Origin of the sequence: Moraxella porci DSM 25326 (genome assembly GCF_002014855.1) — a bacterium.
Classification (GTDB): Bacteria; Pseudomonadota; Gammaproteobacteria; order Pseudomonadales; family Moraxellaceae; genus Moraxella; species Moraxella porci.
The window spans coordinates 140118-156859 of the sequence record NZ_MUYV01000011.1; the positions used below are offsets into that span (position 1 = coordinate 140118).

General features: G+C 47.2%; 17 protein-coding genes and 2 pseudogenes. 7 read left to right on the top strand and 12 right to left on the bottom strand.

What is annotated here, in order from left to right:
* Window positions 1–29: 29 nt before the first annotated feature.
* From B0681_RS08425 to B0681_RS08435, 3 genes are all read right to left on the bottom strand, one after another.
* Window positions 30–422 (bottom strand): type II toxin-antitoxin system VapC family toxin, encoded by a 393-nt coding sequence (locus tag B0681_RS08425; RefSeq protein ID WP_078318291.1) that lies wholly within the window; start codon window positions 420–422, stop codon window positions 30–32.
* The gene (locus tag B0681_RS08430; protein ID WP_078318292.1) at window positions 419–661 is read right to left on the bottom strand and encodes an antitoxin; all 243 of its coding nucleotides are present in this window, start codon (window positions 659–661) and stop codon (window positions 419–421) included. The genes B0681_RS08425 and B0681_RS08430 overlap by 4 nt, the downstream gene beginning before the upstream one ends.
* A gap of 137 nt (window positions 662–798) precedes the next feature.
* Window positions 799–1689 (bottom strand): LysR family transcriptional regulator, encoded by an 891-nt coding sequence (locus B0681_RS08435; RefSeq protein ID WP_078318293.1) that lies wholly within the window; start codon window positions 1687–1689, stop codon window positions 799–801.
* 121 nt (window positions 1690–1810) lie between these two features.
* Between B0681_RS08435 and B0681_RS08440 the strand changes: the two genes are divergently transcribed.
* Window positions 1811–2665 (top strand): MBL fold metallo-hydrolase, encoded by an 855-nt coding sequence (locus B0681_RS08440; RefSeq protein ID WP_114144978.1) that lies wholly within the window; start codon window positions 1811–1813, stop codon window positions 2663–2665.
* Window positions 2666–2700: 35 nt separating this feature from the next.
* A complete protein-coding gene (locus tag B0681_RS08445; protein WP_078318295.1) occupies window positions 2701–3249 on the top strand; it encodes a DsbA family protein in 549 nt (182 codons plus the stop codon).
* Window positions 3250–3391: 142 nt separating this feature from the next.
* Here the strand turns inward: B0681_RS08445 and B0681_RS08450 are convergent, their stop codons facing one another.
* A complete protein-coding gene (locus tag B0681_RS08450) occupies window positions 3392–4330 on the bottom strand; it encodes a TIGR03571 family LLM class oxidoreductase (protein WP_078318296.1) in 939 nt (312 codons plus the stop codon).
* A gap of 175 nt (window positions 4331–4505) precedes the next feature.
* Window positions 4506–5495, bottom strand: a complete 990-nt coding sequence (locus tag B0681_RS08455; RefSeq protein ID WP_078318297.1) for a zinc-dependent alcohol dehydrogenase family protein — start codon at window positions 5493–5495, stop codon at window positions 4506–4508.
* Between the two features lie 101 nt (window positions 5496–5596).
* On the opposite strand from B0681_RS08455, the gene B0681_RS08460 reads away from it, so the two are divergent.
* Window positions 5597–6526: a LysR family transcriptional regulator gene (locus tag B0681_RS08460; protein WP_078318298.1), complete on the top strand. Its 930-nt coding sequence runs from the start codon at window positions 5597–5599 to the stop codon at window positions 6524–6526.
* A 52-nt stretch (window positions 6527–6578) separates the two neighbouring features.
* Here B0681_RS08460 and B0681_RS08465 read toward each other — a convergent pair whose 3' ends face one another.
* Both B0681_RS08465 and B0681_RS10375 read right to left on the bottom strand, forming a co-directional pair.
* Entirely contained in the window at window positions 6579–7355 is a 777-nt protein-coding gene (locus B0681_RS08465; protein ID WP_211271524.1) for an NAD(P)H-dependent oxidoreductase, read from the bottom strand.
* A pseudogene (locus B0681_RS10375) lies at window positions 7345–7629 on the bottom strand (cyclophilin-like fold protein); the annotation flags it as partial. The pseudogene B0681_RS10375 and the gene B0681_RS08465, both read right to left, overlap by 11 nt.
* Before the next feature lie 200 nt (window positions 7630–7829).
* Here B0681_RS10375 and cueR (B0681_RS08475) point away from each other — a divergent pair.
* Window positions 7830–8234, top strand: a complete 405-nt coding sequence (gene cueR, locus B0681_RS08475) for a Cu(I)-responsive transcriptional regulator (protein ID WP_012340842.1) — start codon at window positions 7830–7832, stop codon at window positions 8232–8234.
* Between the two features lie 214 nt (window positions 8235–8448).
* On the opposite strand, the gene B0681_RS08480 is transcribed toward cueR (B0681_RS08475), so the two are convergent.
* From B0681_RS08480 to copM, 5 genes and pseudogenes are all read right to left on the bottom strand, one after another.
* Complete coding sequence (locus B0681_RS08480; protein ID WP_025235803.1) at window positions 8449–8931, bottom strand: DUF411 domain-containing protein; 483 nt, start codon at window positions 8929–8931, stop codon at window positions 8449–8451.
* A gap of 87 nt (window positions 8932–9018) precedes the next feature.
* Window positions 9019–10623, bottom strand: a complete 1605-nt coding sequence (locus B0681_RS08485) for a multicopper oxidase family protein (protein ID WP_078318301.1) — start codon at window positions 10621–10623, stop codon at window positions 9019–9021.
* A complete protein-coding gene (locus B0681_RS08490; protein WP_025235801.1) occupies window positions 10623–10859 on the bottom strand; it encodes a DUF2933 domain-containing protein in 237 nt (78 codons plus the stop codon). The genes B0681_RS08485 and B0681_RS08490 overlap by 1 nt, the downstream gene beginning before the upstream one ends.
* Window positions 10860–10991: 132 nt before the next feature.
* A pseudogene (locus B0681_RS08495) lies at window positions 10992–13162 on the bottom strand (copper-transporting P-type ATPase); the annotation flags it as partial.
* A gap of 328 nt (window positions 13163–13490) precedes the next feature.
* Complete coding sequence (gene copM, locus B0681_RS08500) at window positions 13491–14231, bottom strand: CopM family metallochaperone (RefSeq protein ID WP_078318303.1); 741 nt, start codon at window positions 14229–14231, stop codon at window positions 13491–13493.
* Window positions 14232–14638: 407 nt separating this feature from the next.
* Here copM and cueR (B0681_RS08505) point away from each other — a divergent pair, with 407 nt between their 5' ends.
* From cueR (B0681_RS08505) to B0681_RS08520, 3 genes are all read left to right on the top strand, one after another.
* Window positions 14639–15025, top strand: a complete 387-nt coding sequence (gene cueR, locus B0681_RS08505; protein WP_078318304.1) for a Cu(I)-responsive transcriptional regulator — start codon at window positions 14639–14641, stop codon at window positions 15023–15025.
* 256 nt (window positions 15026–15281) lie between these two features.
* On the top strand, window positions 15282–15743 hold the full coding sequence (locus B0681_RS08515) for a hypothetical protein (RefSeq protein WP_078318305.1): 462 nt from the start codon (window positions 15282–15284) through the stop codon (window positions 15741–15743).
* Between the two features lie 75 nt (window positions 15744–15818).
* A complete protein-coding gene (locus B0681_RS08520; protein ID WP_211271525.1) occupies window positions 15819–16712 on the top strand; it encodes a GlxA family transcriptional regulator in 894 nt (297 codons plus the stop codon).
* Window positions 16713–16742: the final 30 nt, after the last annotated feature.

Below are 16742 nucleotides of genomic sequence, written 5' to 3' on the forward strand. Positions count from 1 at the left end.
TTTACCTATTTCTATTTATAGCGATATTCTTAATCCAACCAATCTTCAAATTTAAGCCCATCTACTCGTTCAAACTCTTTCACATTATGGGTTAATAAAATCAACTCTTGGGCAATGGCTTGTCCTGCAATCAACACATCATAGACACCAATCGGTGTGCCTTTTTGTTTTAAATCGGCACGAATTTTCCCTGCGTGATAAGCGTCTTGTTGAGTAAACGGCAAAATTTCAAATGGTAACTGCTGCAAAGTGCGTAAATTATCCTGCACTTTTTGGCTGTTATACGCCCCAAATGCCAATTCAAAATACACCACGCTGGACAATACAAAATCACTTGGCTGATATTGGCGGATTTTGTTGATGATATTGGCTTGTCGTCTACTGATGGCAATGACCATATTGGTATCTAATAGGTATTTCATTCAAACATGCTCCAATCGCGTTCCTGTTCGGGTTCGTTGCGCAATTCTTGTATGGCTTTTTCCATTGTTTTATCAAAGCCTTGTACATCGTCTAGCCATGCCCAATCATTAACAATCGGTTCAATAATGACTTGTTTACCTTGTTTACGGATATTGACCATTTTGCCTTCAAAACGAAATTCTTTGGGTAACCGCACCGCTTGCGAATTACCGCTCCAAAATAATTTTGCTGTTGTCATATTTTATCTCCTAAATAATAGATACATTTTGTATATCTTATCAATATTTTTTTGGTTTTCCAAGTGGTTTAATTATCCTAATTTATAGAATAATTAAAGATAAAAACACCAATAGGTTGATTTTTCTGATATTCATCTTACCACGCCCTATCTTCAAAATACCCCACCAAAAAATCCACCAACCTCCGTACCGCTAACGGCAATTTATGCCGAGACGGATACAGCAAATAAATCGTGAATTTGGGTAATTGCCAATCGGTTAGCACAGCAGTCAGTTGCCCAGTTTGCAGATAATCTTCCAGCAAATATTTCGGCAACATCGCCACGCCACTATGCGACAACACGCTGTTTAACAAAACCGTGGTTTCGTTGGTGGTTAATTGGCTGGTTAATTCTAATACGACTTCTTGATTTTCTTGATAAAAATACCATTCTTTGCGGTTGATATTGGCATGGGTCAAATAGCGATGATGTCGCAAATCTTCGGGGTGCTGTGGCGTGCCAAACCATGCCAAATACTCGGGCGTGGCGACAATCAACGAATGACAATCCGCCAATTTGCGTGCCACTAAATTCGGGTCGGGTTGATTGGTAATGCGTACCGCCAAATCAATGCGTTCAGCCACCAAATCCAGCAATTTATCGCTTAATTCCAAATGAATGTTTAAATTGGGGTGTTCACGCAAAAACACATTGACCGCTTTGGTCAAATGAGTTGTTCCAAACGAACCGCTACTGCTCAAACGAATATTGCCCCGCAAATCGCCTTGTTGTGCTGATAATTCCTGTTCTAATTCAATACTTAACGCCAACATTTTTTGGCAAACAATCACGGCTTGTTCGCCAGCGTCTGTTAATTGCACTTGCCGTGTGGTGCGTTGGAACAAACGGGCGTTGAGCCATTCTTCCATTAGGGCAATATGCCGTGTAATCATGGGTTTGGACATATCCAAACGGTCGGCGGTGGCGGTAAAACTGCCTGTTTCAGCAACCGATAAAAACACTTTGATGGCGGTTAATTTGTCCATGTATACTCCTAATTATTTCAAATTAAGAAATAGTAATATTCAAAAATCGGTATTTTTCGTAAATTTTATTTCATTATAATACACATATTCAATGATTTTTTTAACTTTTAAGGTAAATAGTATGAACTTGAAAACAGTCTTTTTAACATTAACATTAGGTCTTTCTGCTGCTGCACACGCTGAATTAAATGTGAAAGTGTATCAAGCAGATAGCAATAGTTTTAATGTTACTTCCACATTGGTAACAGGAGAAAAAGAAGCCATTTTGATTGATACGGGGTTTACTCGTGCGGACGCGTTGCGTATTTCTGCCGATATTTTGGACAGCAAAAAGACGCTGACCACCATTTTAGTCAGTCAAGCCGACCCTGATTATTATTTTGGGGTAGAAACCATTAAAGAAATTTTCCCAAATGTTCAAGTGGTTACGACACCTGCGGTATTGGCAAAGATTGAAGCGAAATTACCCAATAAATTAGCCACTTGGTCGCCAAAAATGGGAGCAAATGCACCCCGTAAGCCGATTTTACCAACGGCATTAAACGGTACAACTTTGACGCTGGAAGGCGAAACCATTGAAATTCGTGGGACAAAAGGTCTGTTGGCACATCGCCCTTATGTGTGGATACCGTCTATTCAAACGATTACTGGCAATATTGGCGTATTTGGCAATATGCACGTTTGGACTGCCGATACGCAAACCAAATCATACCGTCAGGCGTGGATTGCCCAATTAGATGAGATGAAAGCGTTAAATCCGCAAAAAGTGATTGCAGGTCATATGGCACAAGGCACGGAATTGGATAGCACCGCCATTGATTTTACAAAAACTTATTTGCAAACTTTTGAGCAAGCATTAAAGGGCAAAGACAGTAGCACCGTCATTGCCACGATGGATAAGGCGTATCCCAATTTACCTGCCAAATTCAATTTGGAATTAGGTGCAAAAGTGAATAAAGGTGAGATGAAGTGGTAAAAGCCATTTCAGGTAGCCTGAAAATTGGAAAAATCATGAAAGTTTATTATTTATTTGACCCTTTATGCGGTTGGTGCTACGGGGCGAAACCTGCGTTAGAAACGGTTGCGTCTCAATATCCTGTGGAGCTTACGCCAACGGGTTTGTTTTTCCGTAGCGGTCGTGTGATGGACGCGGATTTTGCCCAATACGCATGGGGCAACGATGAGCGTATCGAGCGCTTAACAGGACAACCATTCAGCACCGCTTATCGTGAAAATGTGTTGCAAGGCGGTGGGCAATTTGATTCACAAAACAGCTTATTGGCTTTGACGGCTGTCCGTGAAATGGCACCTGAACAAGAAATTAATGTGCTGAGTGCCTTGCAAACGGCACGTTATGTTGATGGGCGTGATAATGCCGATTTGAACGTGATTGCTGATATTTTGCACACACAAGGTTTGGGCGATGTCGTGCCAAAATTGCACGACCCACAAACCGAACAAGCATTGTTGGCGAGAATCAACTTCGGGCAACGACTCACGCAGCGTCTGGGCGTGTCGGGCGTACCGCAGTTGGTGCTGGAACGTGATGGGCGATTTTAAGTAGCACCGAGTCATTTATTGTTTGAGCGACCGCAAAATATTCTGAATAATTTGGCGTAGTTGCCCAAAATGATTTCAGGCTGCCTGAACAATTTATCACAACAAAAATGCCGTTTGAACCCAAATTCAAACGGCTTTTTCATCAAAATTTCGTCAAAACATACTCTGCCAATTCCTGCAACACTTCTTCAGCAGGGCGATTGGTCGGTTTTAAGTTTAATGCCAAATGCGTCACACCTTTTTCTTGTTCTTTTGTCCAAAAATCTGCCAAGCCTTTTGCACCGCCACGCAAATAATTGTTATTAAACAATCGTGCAGGTTCATTCGGATTGTCCGTTACTTCTACAAACTGGGCATAGCCAAACGCAGTCGGCGTGTCTTTTTGGCGTAAATCAGCAAGGGTTTTAATGATGTTTGCCGTATCATCGGGGTTCACGCCGTGCCAAATCCATGCATCAGGCACATTGGCAAGCCATTCCAACTCCTGCCTTGCTCGCCCAATCGCCACAATCGGCAAAGGATAATCAGGTTTGGGCAATAAATCCAAATTACCCGATAAATTTCCATAATGCTTGCCGTTAAATTTCGGAAAATGCTGTTCGGTCAAGGTTTTAATCAGCTCAATGCTTTCACGAAACGCTTCGGCACGCCCTGCAAAATCTGCCCCAAAAGCAGGATATTCCACAGGACGGTCGCCACTGGACAAGCCCAATAAAAACCGTCCGTTACTGAGTTTATCCACACTAACCGCAGATTTGGCAATGTGAATGGGCGAACGCAGTGGTGCAATCAGCCCTGCCGTGCCAAGTGCGATTTTATCGGTTTTGGCAGACAAAAACGCAAGCGTAACCATAGGATCAAGCCCTTGCCCCACATCGCCAAAATTTGGGTCGTAAAATGGCACATCTCGCACCCACAATGCCGAAAATCCCAAGTTTTCAGCCAGCTTTGCGGTGTCGCCAATGTCGGTTAATTCATCGGGTAAATGTTTGTCATAGCCTTTAAAGGGAGCGATTAAACCAAAGGTCAGCTTATTTTGTTGGAAGACTTGTGAGAAAGTCGGAGAAAGTGGTTTATTCATAAAAAATTCTCTGTATAATAAAAAAGATGCGTATATTTTAATTATCTTTCTGATTTGCTGAAACAACATCAATCACAAAACACCTTTGCTAAATTAACATAAATAAATTTCAGGCTACCTAAAACAAAAAAAATGCCGTCTGAAAATTTTCAAACGGCATTTCATTTAAAAACAATCAAACCTTAACCACAATCTTCCCAATCTGTTGATTACTTGCCATATATTCGTGGGCTTTGACCATTTCATCAAAGGCAAAGATTTTGTCAATTTCTGGGCGTAATTGACCGCTTGCCAAGCCGTCATAGACAAATTGTTTGGCTTTTGCCAGTTTGTCAGGTTCGGTAGTGATTTCAAAGAGTTCATAGCCACGCACGGTCAAATGTTTACCTAAAATTGGGAATACGGGCACGGCAATATCATCGTGGCTTAATGCTCCGTAAATGATGTAGCGACCGTCTTGTGCCATTGCGTGAAAAATGTGTGATGCCCCTTGTCCGCCCACAGGGTCAAATACCACATTCACCCCCTTACCGTTTGTGATTTCAAGAAGTTTTGCGGTAACATCATCTTCGGTTGTAGCGACCACAAAATCCGCCCCTTTTTCCAAAAGTACATCACCTTTGGCGTGTGTGCGTGTCAGGGCGATAACCGTTGCCCCTTGCATTTTAGCGATTTGAATACTTGCCAAGCCGACCGAACTCGTTGCTCCGCCCAGCACTACAACATCGCCTTTTTGCATTTTGCCAAACTCCAAAAGTCCGCCATAAGCGGTAACAAACGCCATCCAACTGGCGGACGCTTGTTCCATTGTCAGCGTGTCGGGATGTTTGACAACAGCGTGTTTGGGCATATTGATAAGTTCGCCATAAGTGCCGTATTCGGTAAACATAAAGGACGGAATGATGCTTACTTTATCGCCAATGGAAAACTCGCTCACATCATTACCAATCGCTGTTACAACGCCAGCACCTTCGTAACCCAAAGTCGCAGGGAATACTGGGTCAATCACATACGCACCTTCACGGTACATCATTTCGGCACGGTTTAAGCCAATGGCGTGGATTTGAATTTGCACTTCATCGGCTTTCGGAGCAGGTGTTTGCACATCTACGATTTGTAAGACATCAGGCGAACCTGTTTGGGTAAATTGGATTTGTTTGCTCATTGATTTTGACCTTATTATAAAAAAGATGTGCTTATTTTAATGGTTTATTTAATTTGCTAAAATAACATCAATCACAAAACACCTTTGCTAAAATCACACAAATGAACCCGAAAAACACCACATTCCACGCCCTAGAAATTTTCCTAGCCGTTGCCAAAGAAAAAAACTTTTCCGAAGTCGCCCGTCAATACGATGTCGCCAGTTCAGTCATTTCCCGTCAAATCAAGCAATTAGAAGATGATTTTGGGCAAACCTTGTTTTATCGCAGTACACGGGCGATGAGTTTGACGCAGGCAGGCGAAATGTTTGCCACCCACGCCAAAACCATACTAGGCGAATTTCATCATTTGCTAGATGAATTTAACGATAAAAATCAAGAACCCAATGGCACAATTCACATTAACGCCCCTGTGTTTTTTGGGCAAAAACACATTGCTCCCTATTTAGGCGAACTTGCCAAACGCTATCCAAAATTGCACATTCATTTAAGCCAAACCGATGATTTTATTGACCCTTATAGCGAAATGGCAGATATGATTGTGCGTGTCGCTGTGCCGACTGATAGCAATTTAAAGCAAAAAATCATCGCTTGCCAACGCCATTTTCTGCTGGCATCGTCCGATTATTTGGCGGAATTTGGCACACCCAAAACGCTGGCGGATTTAAAACATCATCACGGGCTGTTTTATCGTGGCGAACTGGGCGTATTGCGATTTAAAGATTTAAAATCCAATCAATTTATTGAAATCAAAGAAAAAATGATGAGCAATAATGCAGGCAGTTTGATTGAAATGGCTATTTGTGGGGCAGGTATTGTGATGATGCCTGATTGGGCGGTGGCAGATGAAATGCGAACAGGCAAACTTGTTCCGATTTTGACTGATACACCCGTTTCCAGCGATAACACTGATATTTGTGTTGCCATTCTCACGCCACAAAGTGCGTATCGCCCTGTGAATGTGCAGGCGGTGATTGATTTTTTTGTGGAAAAATGGGACGGGGGGAGAAGTTGGGGGTTTCAGGCTGGCTGAAAATGAAAAACACCGCTTTTATTTCTAAAAACGGTGTTTGTTAAACCTAAAATTAAACCAAACTTTCCAATTTTTCAATCAAAGTTTTGGCGTGGGCTTTGGCATTGTTTTGCAATTGTGCCAAATGTTCATCGTTATGCACGCCTGCAATGTACAACGCGCCATAAAGTGGGTACACGCCTTGCCATTCAAAGCCTGAATACAAAGCCAAATGCTTAACGGGCTTAACCAAATCTTCAATTTTTGCCACGATTTCGCCATTATAAACACCTTCTGGTGAACCCGTGCTGGTAGAAACGAGCAATTTTTTACCGTGCAATTTGTCGCCACCTTCGCCATAAGCAAAGCCGTAGAGCCACACATCGTCTAACCATTTTTTCAAAATCGCAGGGGTGTTAAACCAAAAAGTCGGATATTGGAACAAGACCACATCGGCTTGCACCAACGCATTTTGTTCGGCTGGCACGTCAATTTTAAAATCAGGGTACAAATCAGACAAACGGCGAACGCTGATTTTGTCGCCAAAATGGTTTTCCAATTCTTGTAAAATCAACTGGTTGCTGACCGATTGATTTAAATCTTGGTGAGCAGAGATGACTAAAATTTTGCTCATGAAAGATCCTAAAATAATATGGATATGGTTTGTGCCATATTTTAGTGTGATTGTTAATATTTTGATAGTACTTACATTTTTGTAAGTATGGAAATATTTTTTAATTATTTGATTTTTTTTAGAAAAATACAAAATAGAAAAGTTGGGCGTTTCAGGCTGGCTGAAAACAAAAATGCCGTCTGAAACATTGTTCAAACGGCATTTTTTATTTTGCATTCCATTTTACCACCACATCGCCACGCCCAAGTGTTTGTTTGAGTGCGTCGGCATTGCTGATTCGTCCGATTTTGGTGTATCGATAATTGCTGTGAAAACTTTCATAAAAAATCACAACCGTATCGCCTTGATAAAGCATTACATCACCTGCGTGGATTTGTCCTGCGGTTTTGTCGTTGGTAGGCAAAGCGTTTGGCAAAGTGGCGAATTTTTCGTTATTTAGATGGTCGTTCATTGCCAAATCCAGTGGTAACAGATTGGCAACCTCAGTGGGCGTTTGGGTTTTTGATGATGTCGTTCATAACAATTCTCCAAATTAAAGGTTGATTATCAAAACAAAAACCGTTTTTAAGCCACTAAAAACATTGCTTTTTTGTTTTGATGAGCGTATCATAAAACCTAACCTTGCGTTAGGGTCAAGGATTATTTTTGCGGATTGACAATTTTTTACAAACGCCAAAACAAGGAGCAACAATGAACATCGGTCAAGCGTCCAAAGCCACAGGGCTGTCCATCAAGCAAATCCGTGATTATGAAAAAGTCGGTTTGTTATCAAACACTTCACGCAGTGCATCAGGCTATCGTATTTATGGCAATGATACGCTTGACCGCCTAAAATTCATCGCCAAAGCAAGGGGCGTGGGCTTTTCGCTTGCCCAAATTGGCGAGCTTTTGGCACTGCAAGACAATCCACACCGCAAAAGCTGTGAAGTCAAAGCGTTGGCAAATATGCACATTGAATTTTTGACCCAGAAAATCGAAGAACTGACACAGATGAAAGCCACCTTGCAGGCGTGGAGCGACGCCTGCACCGGCGACAACGCCCCCGACTGCCCGATTTTAAAAGGCTTGGCGGAGAGCGGTGAGGATAAGGGCTGACAAAGTTTTTTGGCGGTTTTTTCAGGCAGGGTTAATTCAGGCAGGTTTAATTTAAGAAGGCCGTCTTAAAAAACACAATTTGCCGTTTTACCGCTGTTTTTTACCGCAAGAAGCACTTATCGGTGGTAAAAAACAGCGGTTTTTGACGCTTTGATGAGAAAAATTCAGCCTGAAAACCGATGAGCGTTTTCAGGCTGGTTTTTTTGCCGAGCGTTCAAGGATAACTTTGGTACACGCTGTGCGTGCCGTTTTTGCCCAGCAGCAGCACATCGTAGGGGTCTTTTCGGCCGCCGTACGCTTCACCGTCCATTCCCGGCGAGCCAATGGGCATTGCGGGCACGGCGATGCCGACGGCGTCGGGGCGTTCGGCAAGCAGGCGTTTGACTTCTGATGCGGGCGTGTGCCCTTCGACGGCGTAGCCGTCAATCACGGCGGTGTGGCAGGAGCCGTATTTGGGCGATATGCCCATTTGTGTGCGGATTTGGCTGTTGCCGGTGTCGTGGATTTTCACGCTAAAACCGTTGTCCTGCATATGCTTGACCCATTCGCCGCAGCAGCCGCAACTTGGGCTTTTGTACACTTCCAGTACAGGTTTGGCCTCTGCGGGGGCGGGGTTGGCGAGCATCCAGCCTACGCCTGCCACGCTTGCCAAGACGGCTGATAGGGCCAAGGTTTTGCCAAAAAAGGATTTGTTCATTGTTTTGCCTCGTCGTGGGTTAAGTGGTTTGGGGATTTTTCAGGCAGGCTTAATCAAGCAAGGCCGTCTGAAAAAGCGGTTCGGGGTTTATTTCACTTGCAACATTGCCATCATTCCCAGATTTTCGTGTTCCAAGATATGGCAGTGGAACATTTTGAGACCCTTGTTTCCTTGGATAAAGCGGATGACGGCGGTTTCGCCCGGGCGCAGGTTGACCGTGTCTTTGCGGGCGCGGTAAGGCGCGGGGGCGGTGTTGCCGTTCAGGCTGGTTTGCAGCACTTCAAACTGCGTGCCGTGCAGGTGGAAGGGGTGATCCATATGGCTTTGGTTGGCCAGCGTCCATTCTTCGACATCGCCTTCGTTGCCGACAAAGTCCACGCGCTTCATATCGAAGGTTTTACCGTTGACCAAAAACACGCCTACCATATCTTGGGGAATGGTGTTTTGCATCGCGCCCGCCATTTCACCCGCCATTGCGCCGTGATCCATTCCCTGCATACCGCCTTGGCTTTGCGTGTTTTGCATCGGCTTCATTTGTTCGCTGAACACCACTTCACGCTTGACCACAGGCGCAGGCAGCGCAGGCAGTGTGCGCAAGGCGGCAGGCAGGGCGGCATCGGCGGGGGTGAATTGCACTTCGCCCAGGTTCAGGTCGGCGGCTTTTTCCTGCACCATCATTTTGCGGCGGTCGTAGTACAGGCTGGTGAGTTCGGCCGTGGTCTGCGCCTGACCGACGGCGAACACTTCCACCCGCTCGGCGGGGGCTAAAAACAGCTCGTCGGCGGGGGCAAGCGGTTTTTCCAAGAGGCCGCCGTCGGTGCCGACCACAATCCACTGCACACCTTTGATTTTCAGGCGCAGGTAGCGGGCGCTGGTGGCGTTCCAGATACGCAGGCGCTCGTTGCCGGAGAGCTTGATTTTCGGGCGGTATTGCCCGTTAATCAGCACGAATTCGCCTTCACGCCCGTTCATCCAGTCGAGCATTGTGTTGGGCGGAATGCTGCCGTCTTCATTCAGGCGCAAGTTGGAAATCAGCCAGTGCTGTTCGCTGTGGGCGAGCACATCGTTTTTGGCTTTGACGATGAGCGTACCGGCCAGCCCTTTGTAGACCTGCTCGGAAACATAATTGTGCGGGTGCGGGTGATACCAGTAAGTGCCGGCGCTGCCCTCGGGCAGGGTGAAGCGGTAGGTTTTGCTCTGCCCCGGCTCTATCGGGTCTTGTGGGTTACCGTCGGCGTCGTTGGGCACATCCAGCCCGTGCCAGTGCACGGTGGTGGGCTGCGGCAGGCGGTTGGTTACGGTGATTTCCACCGTATCGCCCTCGTACACTTCAATCTGCGGCCCGGGCAGCTGCCCGTTATACGCCCAAAACTCGGTTTCTTTGCCGCCCGCCATTGTGATTTTCACCGGCGCGGCCGTAATGGCTGCCTGAAACACGCCCGCCTGCGATGAAGCGTTGGCAAGCCTAGGCAAATCTTTAAGCGGCTGGCCCGAAGGCATCATTTCAGACGGCATCAGTTTTCCCGTTCCCTGCATATTGCCCATACCGCCCATCGTGCCGGACGCCATTTGGTGCCCTTGGCCGCCCATATCCATAGGCTGCCCGTTCATTCCGAAGCGCGACAAGGCATACCAAGACGCGCCCGCCGCACCGATGCCGATGCCGTAGAGTAAAAATTTTCTGCGATCCATTATTTGTCTCCTGTGTCAAGATTGGGGCGGTGTGTTATCTTCACCGCTTCGGTTTTGGCATTGTGCGTGCCGTGGCTGCCGTGTCCGCCGTGCATAAACAGGTGCATCAGGGGGCAGAGCATCAACAGGGCGAAGGGCAAAAGTGCGGGCTTGGCAAAGGCGATGACGGCGAAGGCGGCAGCCGCCAATACCAACAGGGCTTTTTTGTTTTTTGCCAGTTTGCTTAGGGTGTTCATCGTCGGTCTCCTTAAAGGTTTGGGTGAAACGGTTTTTTGAAAACTTGGGCTCAGTGTAAGCCCTTACCCTACGTTAGGGTCAAGGGCTTTTTTGTGGGCGCCGGGTAAAGTTTTCTTGCCGTTTCTTTACGCTCATAGCCTGCTGTTGTTCAGCCGCAGAGCGTTGCCGACCACGGATGCCGAGCTTAGGCTCATCGCCAGTGCGGCAATCATCGGCGAGAGCAGCCAGCCGGTAAAGGGGTACAGCACGCCGGCGGCAACGGGAACCCCTAGGCCGTTGTATAAGAAGGCAAATAACAGGTTTTCCTTCATATTGCGCACGGTGGCCTCAGACAATTTGCGTGCGGTGGCAATACCCCGCAAATCGCCTTTGACCAGCGTGATTTGCGCACTGCTCATTGCCACATCGGTGCCGGTACCCATTGCGATGCCGACATCGGCTTTGGCCAGTGCGGGGGCATCGTTGATGCCGTCGCCTGCCATTGCGACCACCCGCCCTTCGTTCTGAAGCCGCTCGATCAGTGCCAGTTTGTCGGCGGGCTTGACTTCGCCGTGCACTTCGTCGATGCCCAGTTTTGCGCCCACGGCGTTTGCCGTGGTCAATCCGTCGCCGGTTGCCATAATGATGCGCAGGCCGGCTGCTTTGAGCGAGGCCAATGCTTCGGGGGTGCTGTCTTTTACAGGATCGGAGACGGCAAGCAGTCCCGCAAGATGTCCGTCCGCAGCCAGATATATCACGCTGGCACCTTCACTGCGCAGGGATTCGGCCTGCTCGATCAGTGGTTCGACGCTAAGCCCGTTCTGCTGCATAAACGCCGTGTTGCCCAGTGCCAGCGCACGCCCTTCAACCACGCCGCTCACGCCGATGCCGCTGCCTGAATCAAACTGTTCGGGTTTGCTCAGCTTCAGCTGTTGTGCCCGTGCGGCCTGCACAATGGCGTCGGCCAGCGGGTGTTCGCTGCCCTGATCCAAGCTGGCGGCCAAACGCAGCACTTCTTCGGCGGAAAAGCCTGCTGCCGCAACGGCACGGTCAAAGGCGGGTCGGCCTTCGGTGAGTGTGCCGGTTTTATCAATCACCAAAGTGTCTACTCGCCGCAAGTTTTCGATAGCGGCGGCATCACGGAACAATATGCCCCTGCCTGCCCCGCGTCCTGTGGCGACCATCACCGACATCGGCGTGGCCAGTCCCAGTGCACAGGGGCAGGCGATAATCAAGACCGCAACGGCGTTGATCAACCCGAACACCCAAGACGGTTGCGGGCCGAACACGCCCCAGACAAAGAAAGTGGCAACGGCGACGGCGACAACCGCCAGTACGAAATAGCCTGCCACCCCGTCGGCCATACGCTGCATCGGTGCTTTGGAGCGCTGCGCCTGGGCCACCATCTGGACAATCTGCGAAAGCACGGTTTCCGAACCGATGCGCTCGGAGCGGATGACGAGCGCACCGCCGGTGTTGAGCGTGGCGCCGATGACTTTGTCGCCGGTGGCTTTGCGCACCGGCAGCGGCTCGCCGGTCAGCATCGATTCATCTACCGAGCTTGCGCCCTCAACCACCACGCCATCGACAGGCACTTTTTCGCCGGGGCGCACACGCAGAAGGTCGCCGATGTGGATGTGGCTGAGCGGCACATCTTCTTCAGCACCGCCCGGGCCGATACGCCGTGCGGTTTTGGGCGCCAGTCCGAGCAGGGTCTTGATTGCCGCCGAAGTCTGCGACCGGGCTTTGAGTTCGAGCATCTGGCCGAGCAAGGTCAGCGAGATGATGACGGCCGCCGCCTCAAAATACACGCCGACCCGCCCCATCGATACAAACGATGCCGGAAAGATGTCGGGTGCAGCGGTGGCAACAACGCTGTAAACGAAGGCTGCACCCGTTCCCAGTGCAATCAGCGTCCACATATTGGGACTACGGTTTGCCAGCGACTGCCAACCCCGTGAGAAAAACGGCAGCCCCGCCCACAGCACGATCGGCAGCGACAGCACCAGCTCTACCCAGCTTTGTGCGGCCATATCCATCAGGTTCAGATGCTCGCCGAACATCGCCAGCACCAGCACTGCCGCCGTCAGGGGCAGCGTGTACCAAAAGCGTCGGGAAAAATCACGCAGCTCCGGATTGTCGTCGTCCAATTCAGGCATCAGCGGCTCCAATGCCATACCGCAAAGAGGGCAGTTGCCGGGGCGGTCTTGCCGGATTTCCGGATGCATCGGGCAGGTGTAGCCCGAAGCAGCCGCTGCATCGGACGGTGTCTGCACAGGGCGGTGCTGTCCGTGTCCGTGTCGGCACTCGTGGTGTTTGGGCGGTTTGTGTGTTTCTTGCTTCATCACAATTTCTCCTGTTGGGTTCATAGGGTCATCACCGGTCGTTTACCGAAAAAGCAGGTACGCATTGGGCCGGTCAGAATGACGGTTTTTTCAGGCTGCCTGCAAATACCGATGCCGTCTGAAAAAGCAGAAGGTTCAGAACATCGCTTGCCGATGTGTCCGACAAGTCGGCATCATCATTTCCTTGGGGCTTGTTTTAAAGGCTGCCTGAAAACCCCAAATGCCGTCTGAAAAAGCCTTAAACCTGTTTTCAGACGACCTCAAAAACACCGCTTTATCAAAAGCGGTGTTTTTGCCTTATTGCCCCTACTGTTTTAGCCAGTCTTGCATCAGCTTGATTTCAGGTTCTTGGGCTTTGATGATGTCTTGAGCAAGCTTTTTCATTTTTTCGTCTTTGCCGAACTGTAATTGCACTTTTGCCATCTCGACCGCCCCTTGATGATGCGGAATCATTGCTTTGGCAAAGGCAACATCAGGGTTTGGCTCATTGATTGCCGCCATCATCGCCTCGTGGTGCGCCTTGCCTGTGGCATAGGCCTTGGCGTGCGGGGATTGCGGGTTTTGGGTTGCGGTGTCTTTACCCGCCAGCCAAGCGTTCATCAGGTCGATTTCACTTTGTTGCCCATCAATAATCGCTTGGGCAAGTTTTCTCATTGTTTCGTCTTTGCCAAATTCAAGCTGTACTTTTGCCATCTCAACTGCTCCGATATGGTGCGGAATCATACCTTTGGCAAAAGCGGTATCAGCATCGGCAAGATTGCCCGCTTTGCTCATCTCATCGCCCATCTTGTTCATCATTGCAAGATAGGCTTGGGTGTGGGGCGGAGCATTTTGAGTGTCCATCGCCATAGCAGAGTGGTTCATATTGGCGTGGTTCATCTCTGCGTGCCCGTTTTGGTTATTTGGACTGTCGTGGGTGGTTTGGGTGTGGTTATTGTCCATCGAGTGCGTCGGCACTTCGTTTTTTCCGCCGGCACAAGCGGTTAAAGTCGCCAAAACAACAGCGGCAGCGACAAGATGTACGGCACGGTTTTTGATGAATGTCATTGGATTCTCCTTGTCAAAATGGGCATTGATAACATTGGGCAAATGACAGATTCGCCCAATGTCCATTTCACTATTTGGTTTTACGATTCACACGCACAGCCGTTGCAAGTGCAGTCATTACAAATGCAGGGCTTGCCGTTTTGGCATTGACAGTCCGGACGGCAGTTTTGCCCCGTGCAAGACTGGCAGCCGCAATGGGCGTGTCGGTTTTGAACAAAATCAGCGTTCATAACAGTTTCTCCGAATGTTAAGTTAAAGTGGATTATTAAAACAAAGTGCTTTTAAGCGATTAAAAGCATTGCTTTTTTGTTTTGATGTGCGTATCATAAACCCTAACCTTGAGTTAGGGTCAAGGGTTATTTTTACTTGATAACATTTTTTTACACACCACTCAATAAGGAGCAACAATGAACATCGGTGAAGCCGCCAAATTGACAGGGCTTTCTATCAAACAAATCCGTGATTATGAAAAATCAGGCTTATTAACCAACACCTTACGCAGTGAAACAGGTTATCGGATTTATAATGAAAGCGACATCAACCGCTTAAAATTCATCGCCAATGCCAGAAGTGTCGGCTTTTCGCTCTCACAAATTGGCGAGCTATTGGCACTCAACGACAACCCAAACCGAAAAAGCTGTGAAGTCAAAAGCCTAACCGCCACGCATATTGCGTTTTTATCAAATAAAATCAATGAATTACAGTCAATGGAGCAGACTTTACAAGCGTGGAGCGATACCTGTTCTGGCGATGAAGGGTCTGATTGTCCGATTTTAAGGGGACTTGTGGGTTAAACAAAAACACCGCTTGAATTGCTCCAAACGGTGCTTATTGTTATCAACTCAAACGACTTCAATCCAACCTCTATCTGCCAATGCCCCAAGTGCGATTTGATGAATCAGCTCGGTCGGTGCGGTACAAAGGATTGATAATACACGGATTTTATAGTCTTTGGTAAAAGGTGAAAGAAGGATTTTGCCATTTTTATTTTTGATGTGAAATTGGTATAATAATGAGTGCCAGTAATTAGTTTTTAATCGGAGAAAATGTATGAATAAAGCCACTTTAATTTTGCCATTATTATTGGCATTAACTGCTTGCCAATCAACTCCACAACTAAATACACAAGTCAATTCAGATTTTATTCGTATTGTAGAAGGGAAAACACCCAATGAATTGGCGGATTTATTATATGCACAAGCTACGAGCAAATATCATAATAAAATGATTGACCAATGCACCAAAGTGCAAATCAGCAAATCAGACAATCAAGTTATTTTTGATAATTTATTATTCGATGACCAATGTGGCGGTAAAGTAAGACATAGTACCGACAGCCAAATTAAGGCTCATCTGCAATCAGGTAAGCAGTTTCGCATCAATGAAATCAAGAGAACGCCAACCGCATTAGCAATGATTAACAGGGGCGTAGAACAAGTTTATCGTTATTATCTAATGCCAGAGCGAAAGCTGATTGGTGAATTTACGATTGGCAAAAATGATGTGAAATAATAGCTTTTGCCAAAATGATTGTCACCCATCAACCACCAAAACTTATCCTTTACGCCCAAAACGGCTGTAACGATTTTGTTTTTAATATTCCCTTTTCGCTGTTTCAAGCCACTTATTCAAGGGCAAAAACTGTTTGATATTGGGGTATGTAGCGACAATGGCAAGGCGATTGTCAGCGAATTTGGTGCAAAAATTGCGGTCAATGGCGATTTGTCGCTATTGGGCACGGCGGACATCATAGTGATTAGTGGCTTTATGGGCGATGCACCCAGTGCCAAATTATGCCAAAAATTGCAAACTGCCCACGCACAAGGCAAAAAAATCATTGGGCTGTGTTATGGCACTTTTGTGCTGGCTTTTGCGGATATATTGCAGGATAAAACGGTGGTAACGCATTGGGCGGGTGAGCGAGCATTTAAGGATAAATTTCCCAATATTCAATTAGATAGCAATCGGCTTTATATTGATGACGGCAATATTTTGACATCAGCTGGGGCATTTGCAGGCTTAGATTGTTGCTTGTATTTTATCCGTACACTGTATGGGGCAAAGGTAGCCAATGAGTTGGCTCGGAACTTGGTTTCTGCACCGCACCGTGAAGGCGGTCAAGCCCAGTTCAATGCTATCAGCCCAATTAGCCACGCAAAAGATAAAAAAATCAATGAATTATTGCAATTTTTAAGCGATAATTTGGACAAACCCCATACGCTTGATGAATTAGCAGAGCGAGTACATTTATCCAAAAGAAGTTTTCATCGTCATTTTAAATCCGCCACGCACATGACATTAACCGAGTGGCTGACCGCCAAACGCCTAAGCCTTGCCCAAGAGCTGTTGGAAAGTACAGATTTTTCCATTGAAGTTATCGCCCATCAAACAGGCTTTGGTACGGCAAGCCATTTTAGAATGCAATTCAAGACACGCTTTGGCGTATCACCACAAAGTTTTAGGAAAAGTTTTGGCGGATAAAAACCACTATTTATCATCATAAACGGTGGT

Excerpts from the sequence above, each read along its gene's own strand:
- B0681_RS08425 (WP_078318291.1), bottom strand. The coding sequence starts at position 422 with ATGAAATACCTATTAGATACCAATATGGTCATTGCCATCAGTAGACGA.
- B0681_RS08430 (WP_078318292.1), bottom strand. The coding sequence starts at position 661 with ATGACAACAGCAAAATTATTTTGGAGCGGTAATTCGCAAGCGGTGCGG.
- B0681_RS08435 (WP_078318293.1), bottom strand. The coding sequence starts at position 1,689 with ATGGACAAATTAACCGCCATCAAAGTGTTTTTATCGGTTGCTGAAACA.
- B0681_RS08440 (WP_114144978.1), top strand. The coding sequence starts at position 1,811 with ATGAACTTGAAAACAGTCTTTTTAACATTAACATTAGGTCTTTCTGCT.
- B0681_RS08445 (WP_078318295.1), top strand. The coding sequence starts at position 2,701 with ATGAAAGTTTATTATTTATTTGACCCTTTATGCGGTTGGTGCTACGGG.
- B0681_RS08450 (WP_078318296.1), bottom strand. The coding sequence starts at position 4,330 with ATGAATAAACCACTTTCTCCGACTTTCTCACAAGTCTTCCAACAAAAT.
- B0681_RS08455 (WP_078318297.1), bottom strand. The coding sequence starts at position 5,495 with ATGAGCAAACAAATCCAATTTACCCAAACAGGTTCGCCTGATGTCTTA.
- B0681_RS08460 (WP_078318298.1), top strand. The coding sequence starts at position 5,597 with ATGAACCCGAAAAACACCACATTCCACGCCCTAGAAATTTTCCTAGCC.
- B0681_RS08465 (WP_211271524.1), bottom strand. The coding sequence starts at position 7,355 with ATGCAAAATAAAAAATGCCGTTTGAACAATGTTTCAGACGGCATTTTT.
- cueR (WP_012340842.1), top strand. The coding sequence starts at position 7,830 with ATGAACATCGGTCAAGCGTCCAAAGCCACAGGGCTGTCCATCAAGCAA.
- B0681_RS08480 (WP_025235803.1), bottom strand. The coding sequence starts at position 8,931 with ATGAACAAATCCTTTTTTGGCAAAACCTTGGCCCTATCAGCCGTCTTG.
- B0681_RS08485 (WP_078318301.1), bottom strand. The coding sequence starts at position 10,623 with ATGGATCGCAGAAAATTTTTACTCTACGGCATCGGCATCGGTGCGGCG.
- B0681_RS08490 (WP_025235801.1), bottom strand. The coding sequence starts at position 10,859 with ATGAACACCCTAAGCAAACTGGCAAAAAACAAAAAAGCCCTGTTGGTA.
- copM (WP_078318303.1), bottom strand. The coding sequence starts at position 14,231 with ATGACATTCATCAAAAACCGTGCCGTACATCTTGTCGCTGCCGCTGTT.
- cueR (WP_078318304.1), top strand. The coding sequence starts at position 14,639 with ATGAACATCGGTGAAGCCGCCAAATTGACAGGGCTTTCTATCAAACAA.
- B0681_RS08515 (WP_078318305.1), top strand. The coding sequence starts at position 15,282 with ATGAATAAAGCCACTTTAATTTTGCCATTATTATTGGCATTAACTGCT.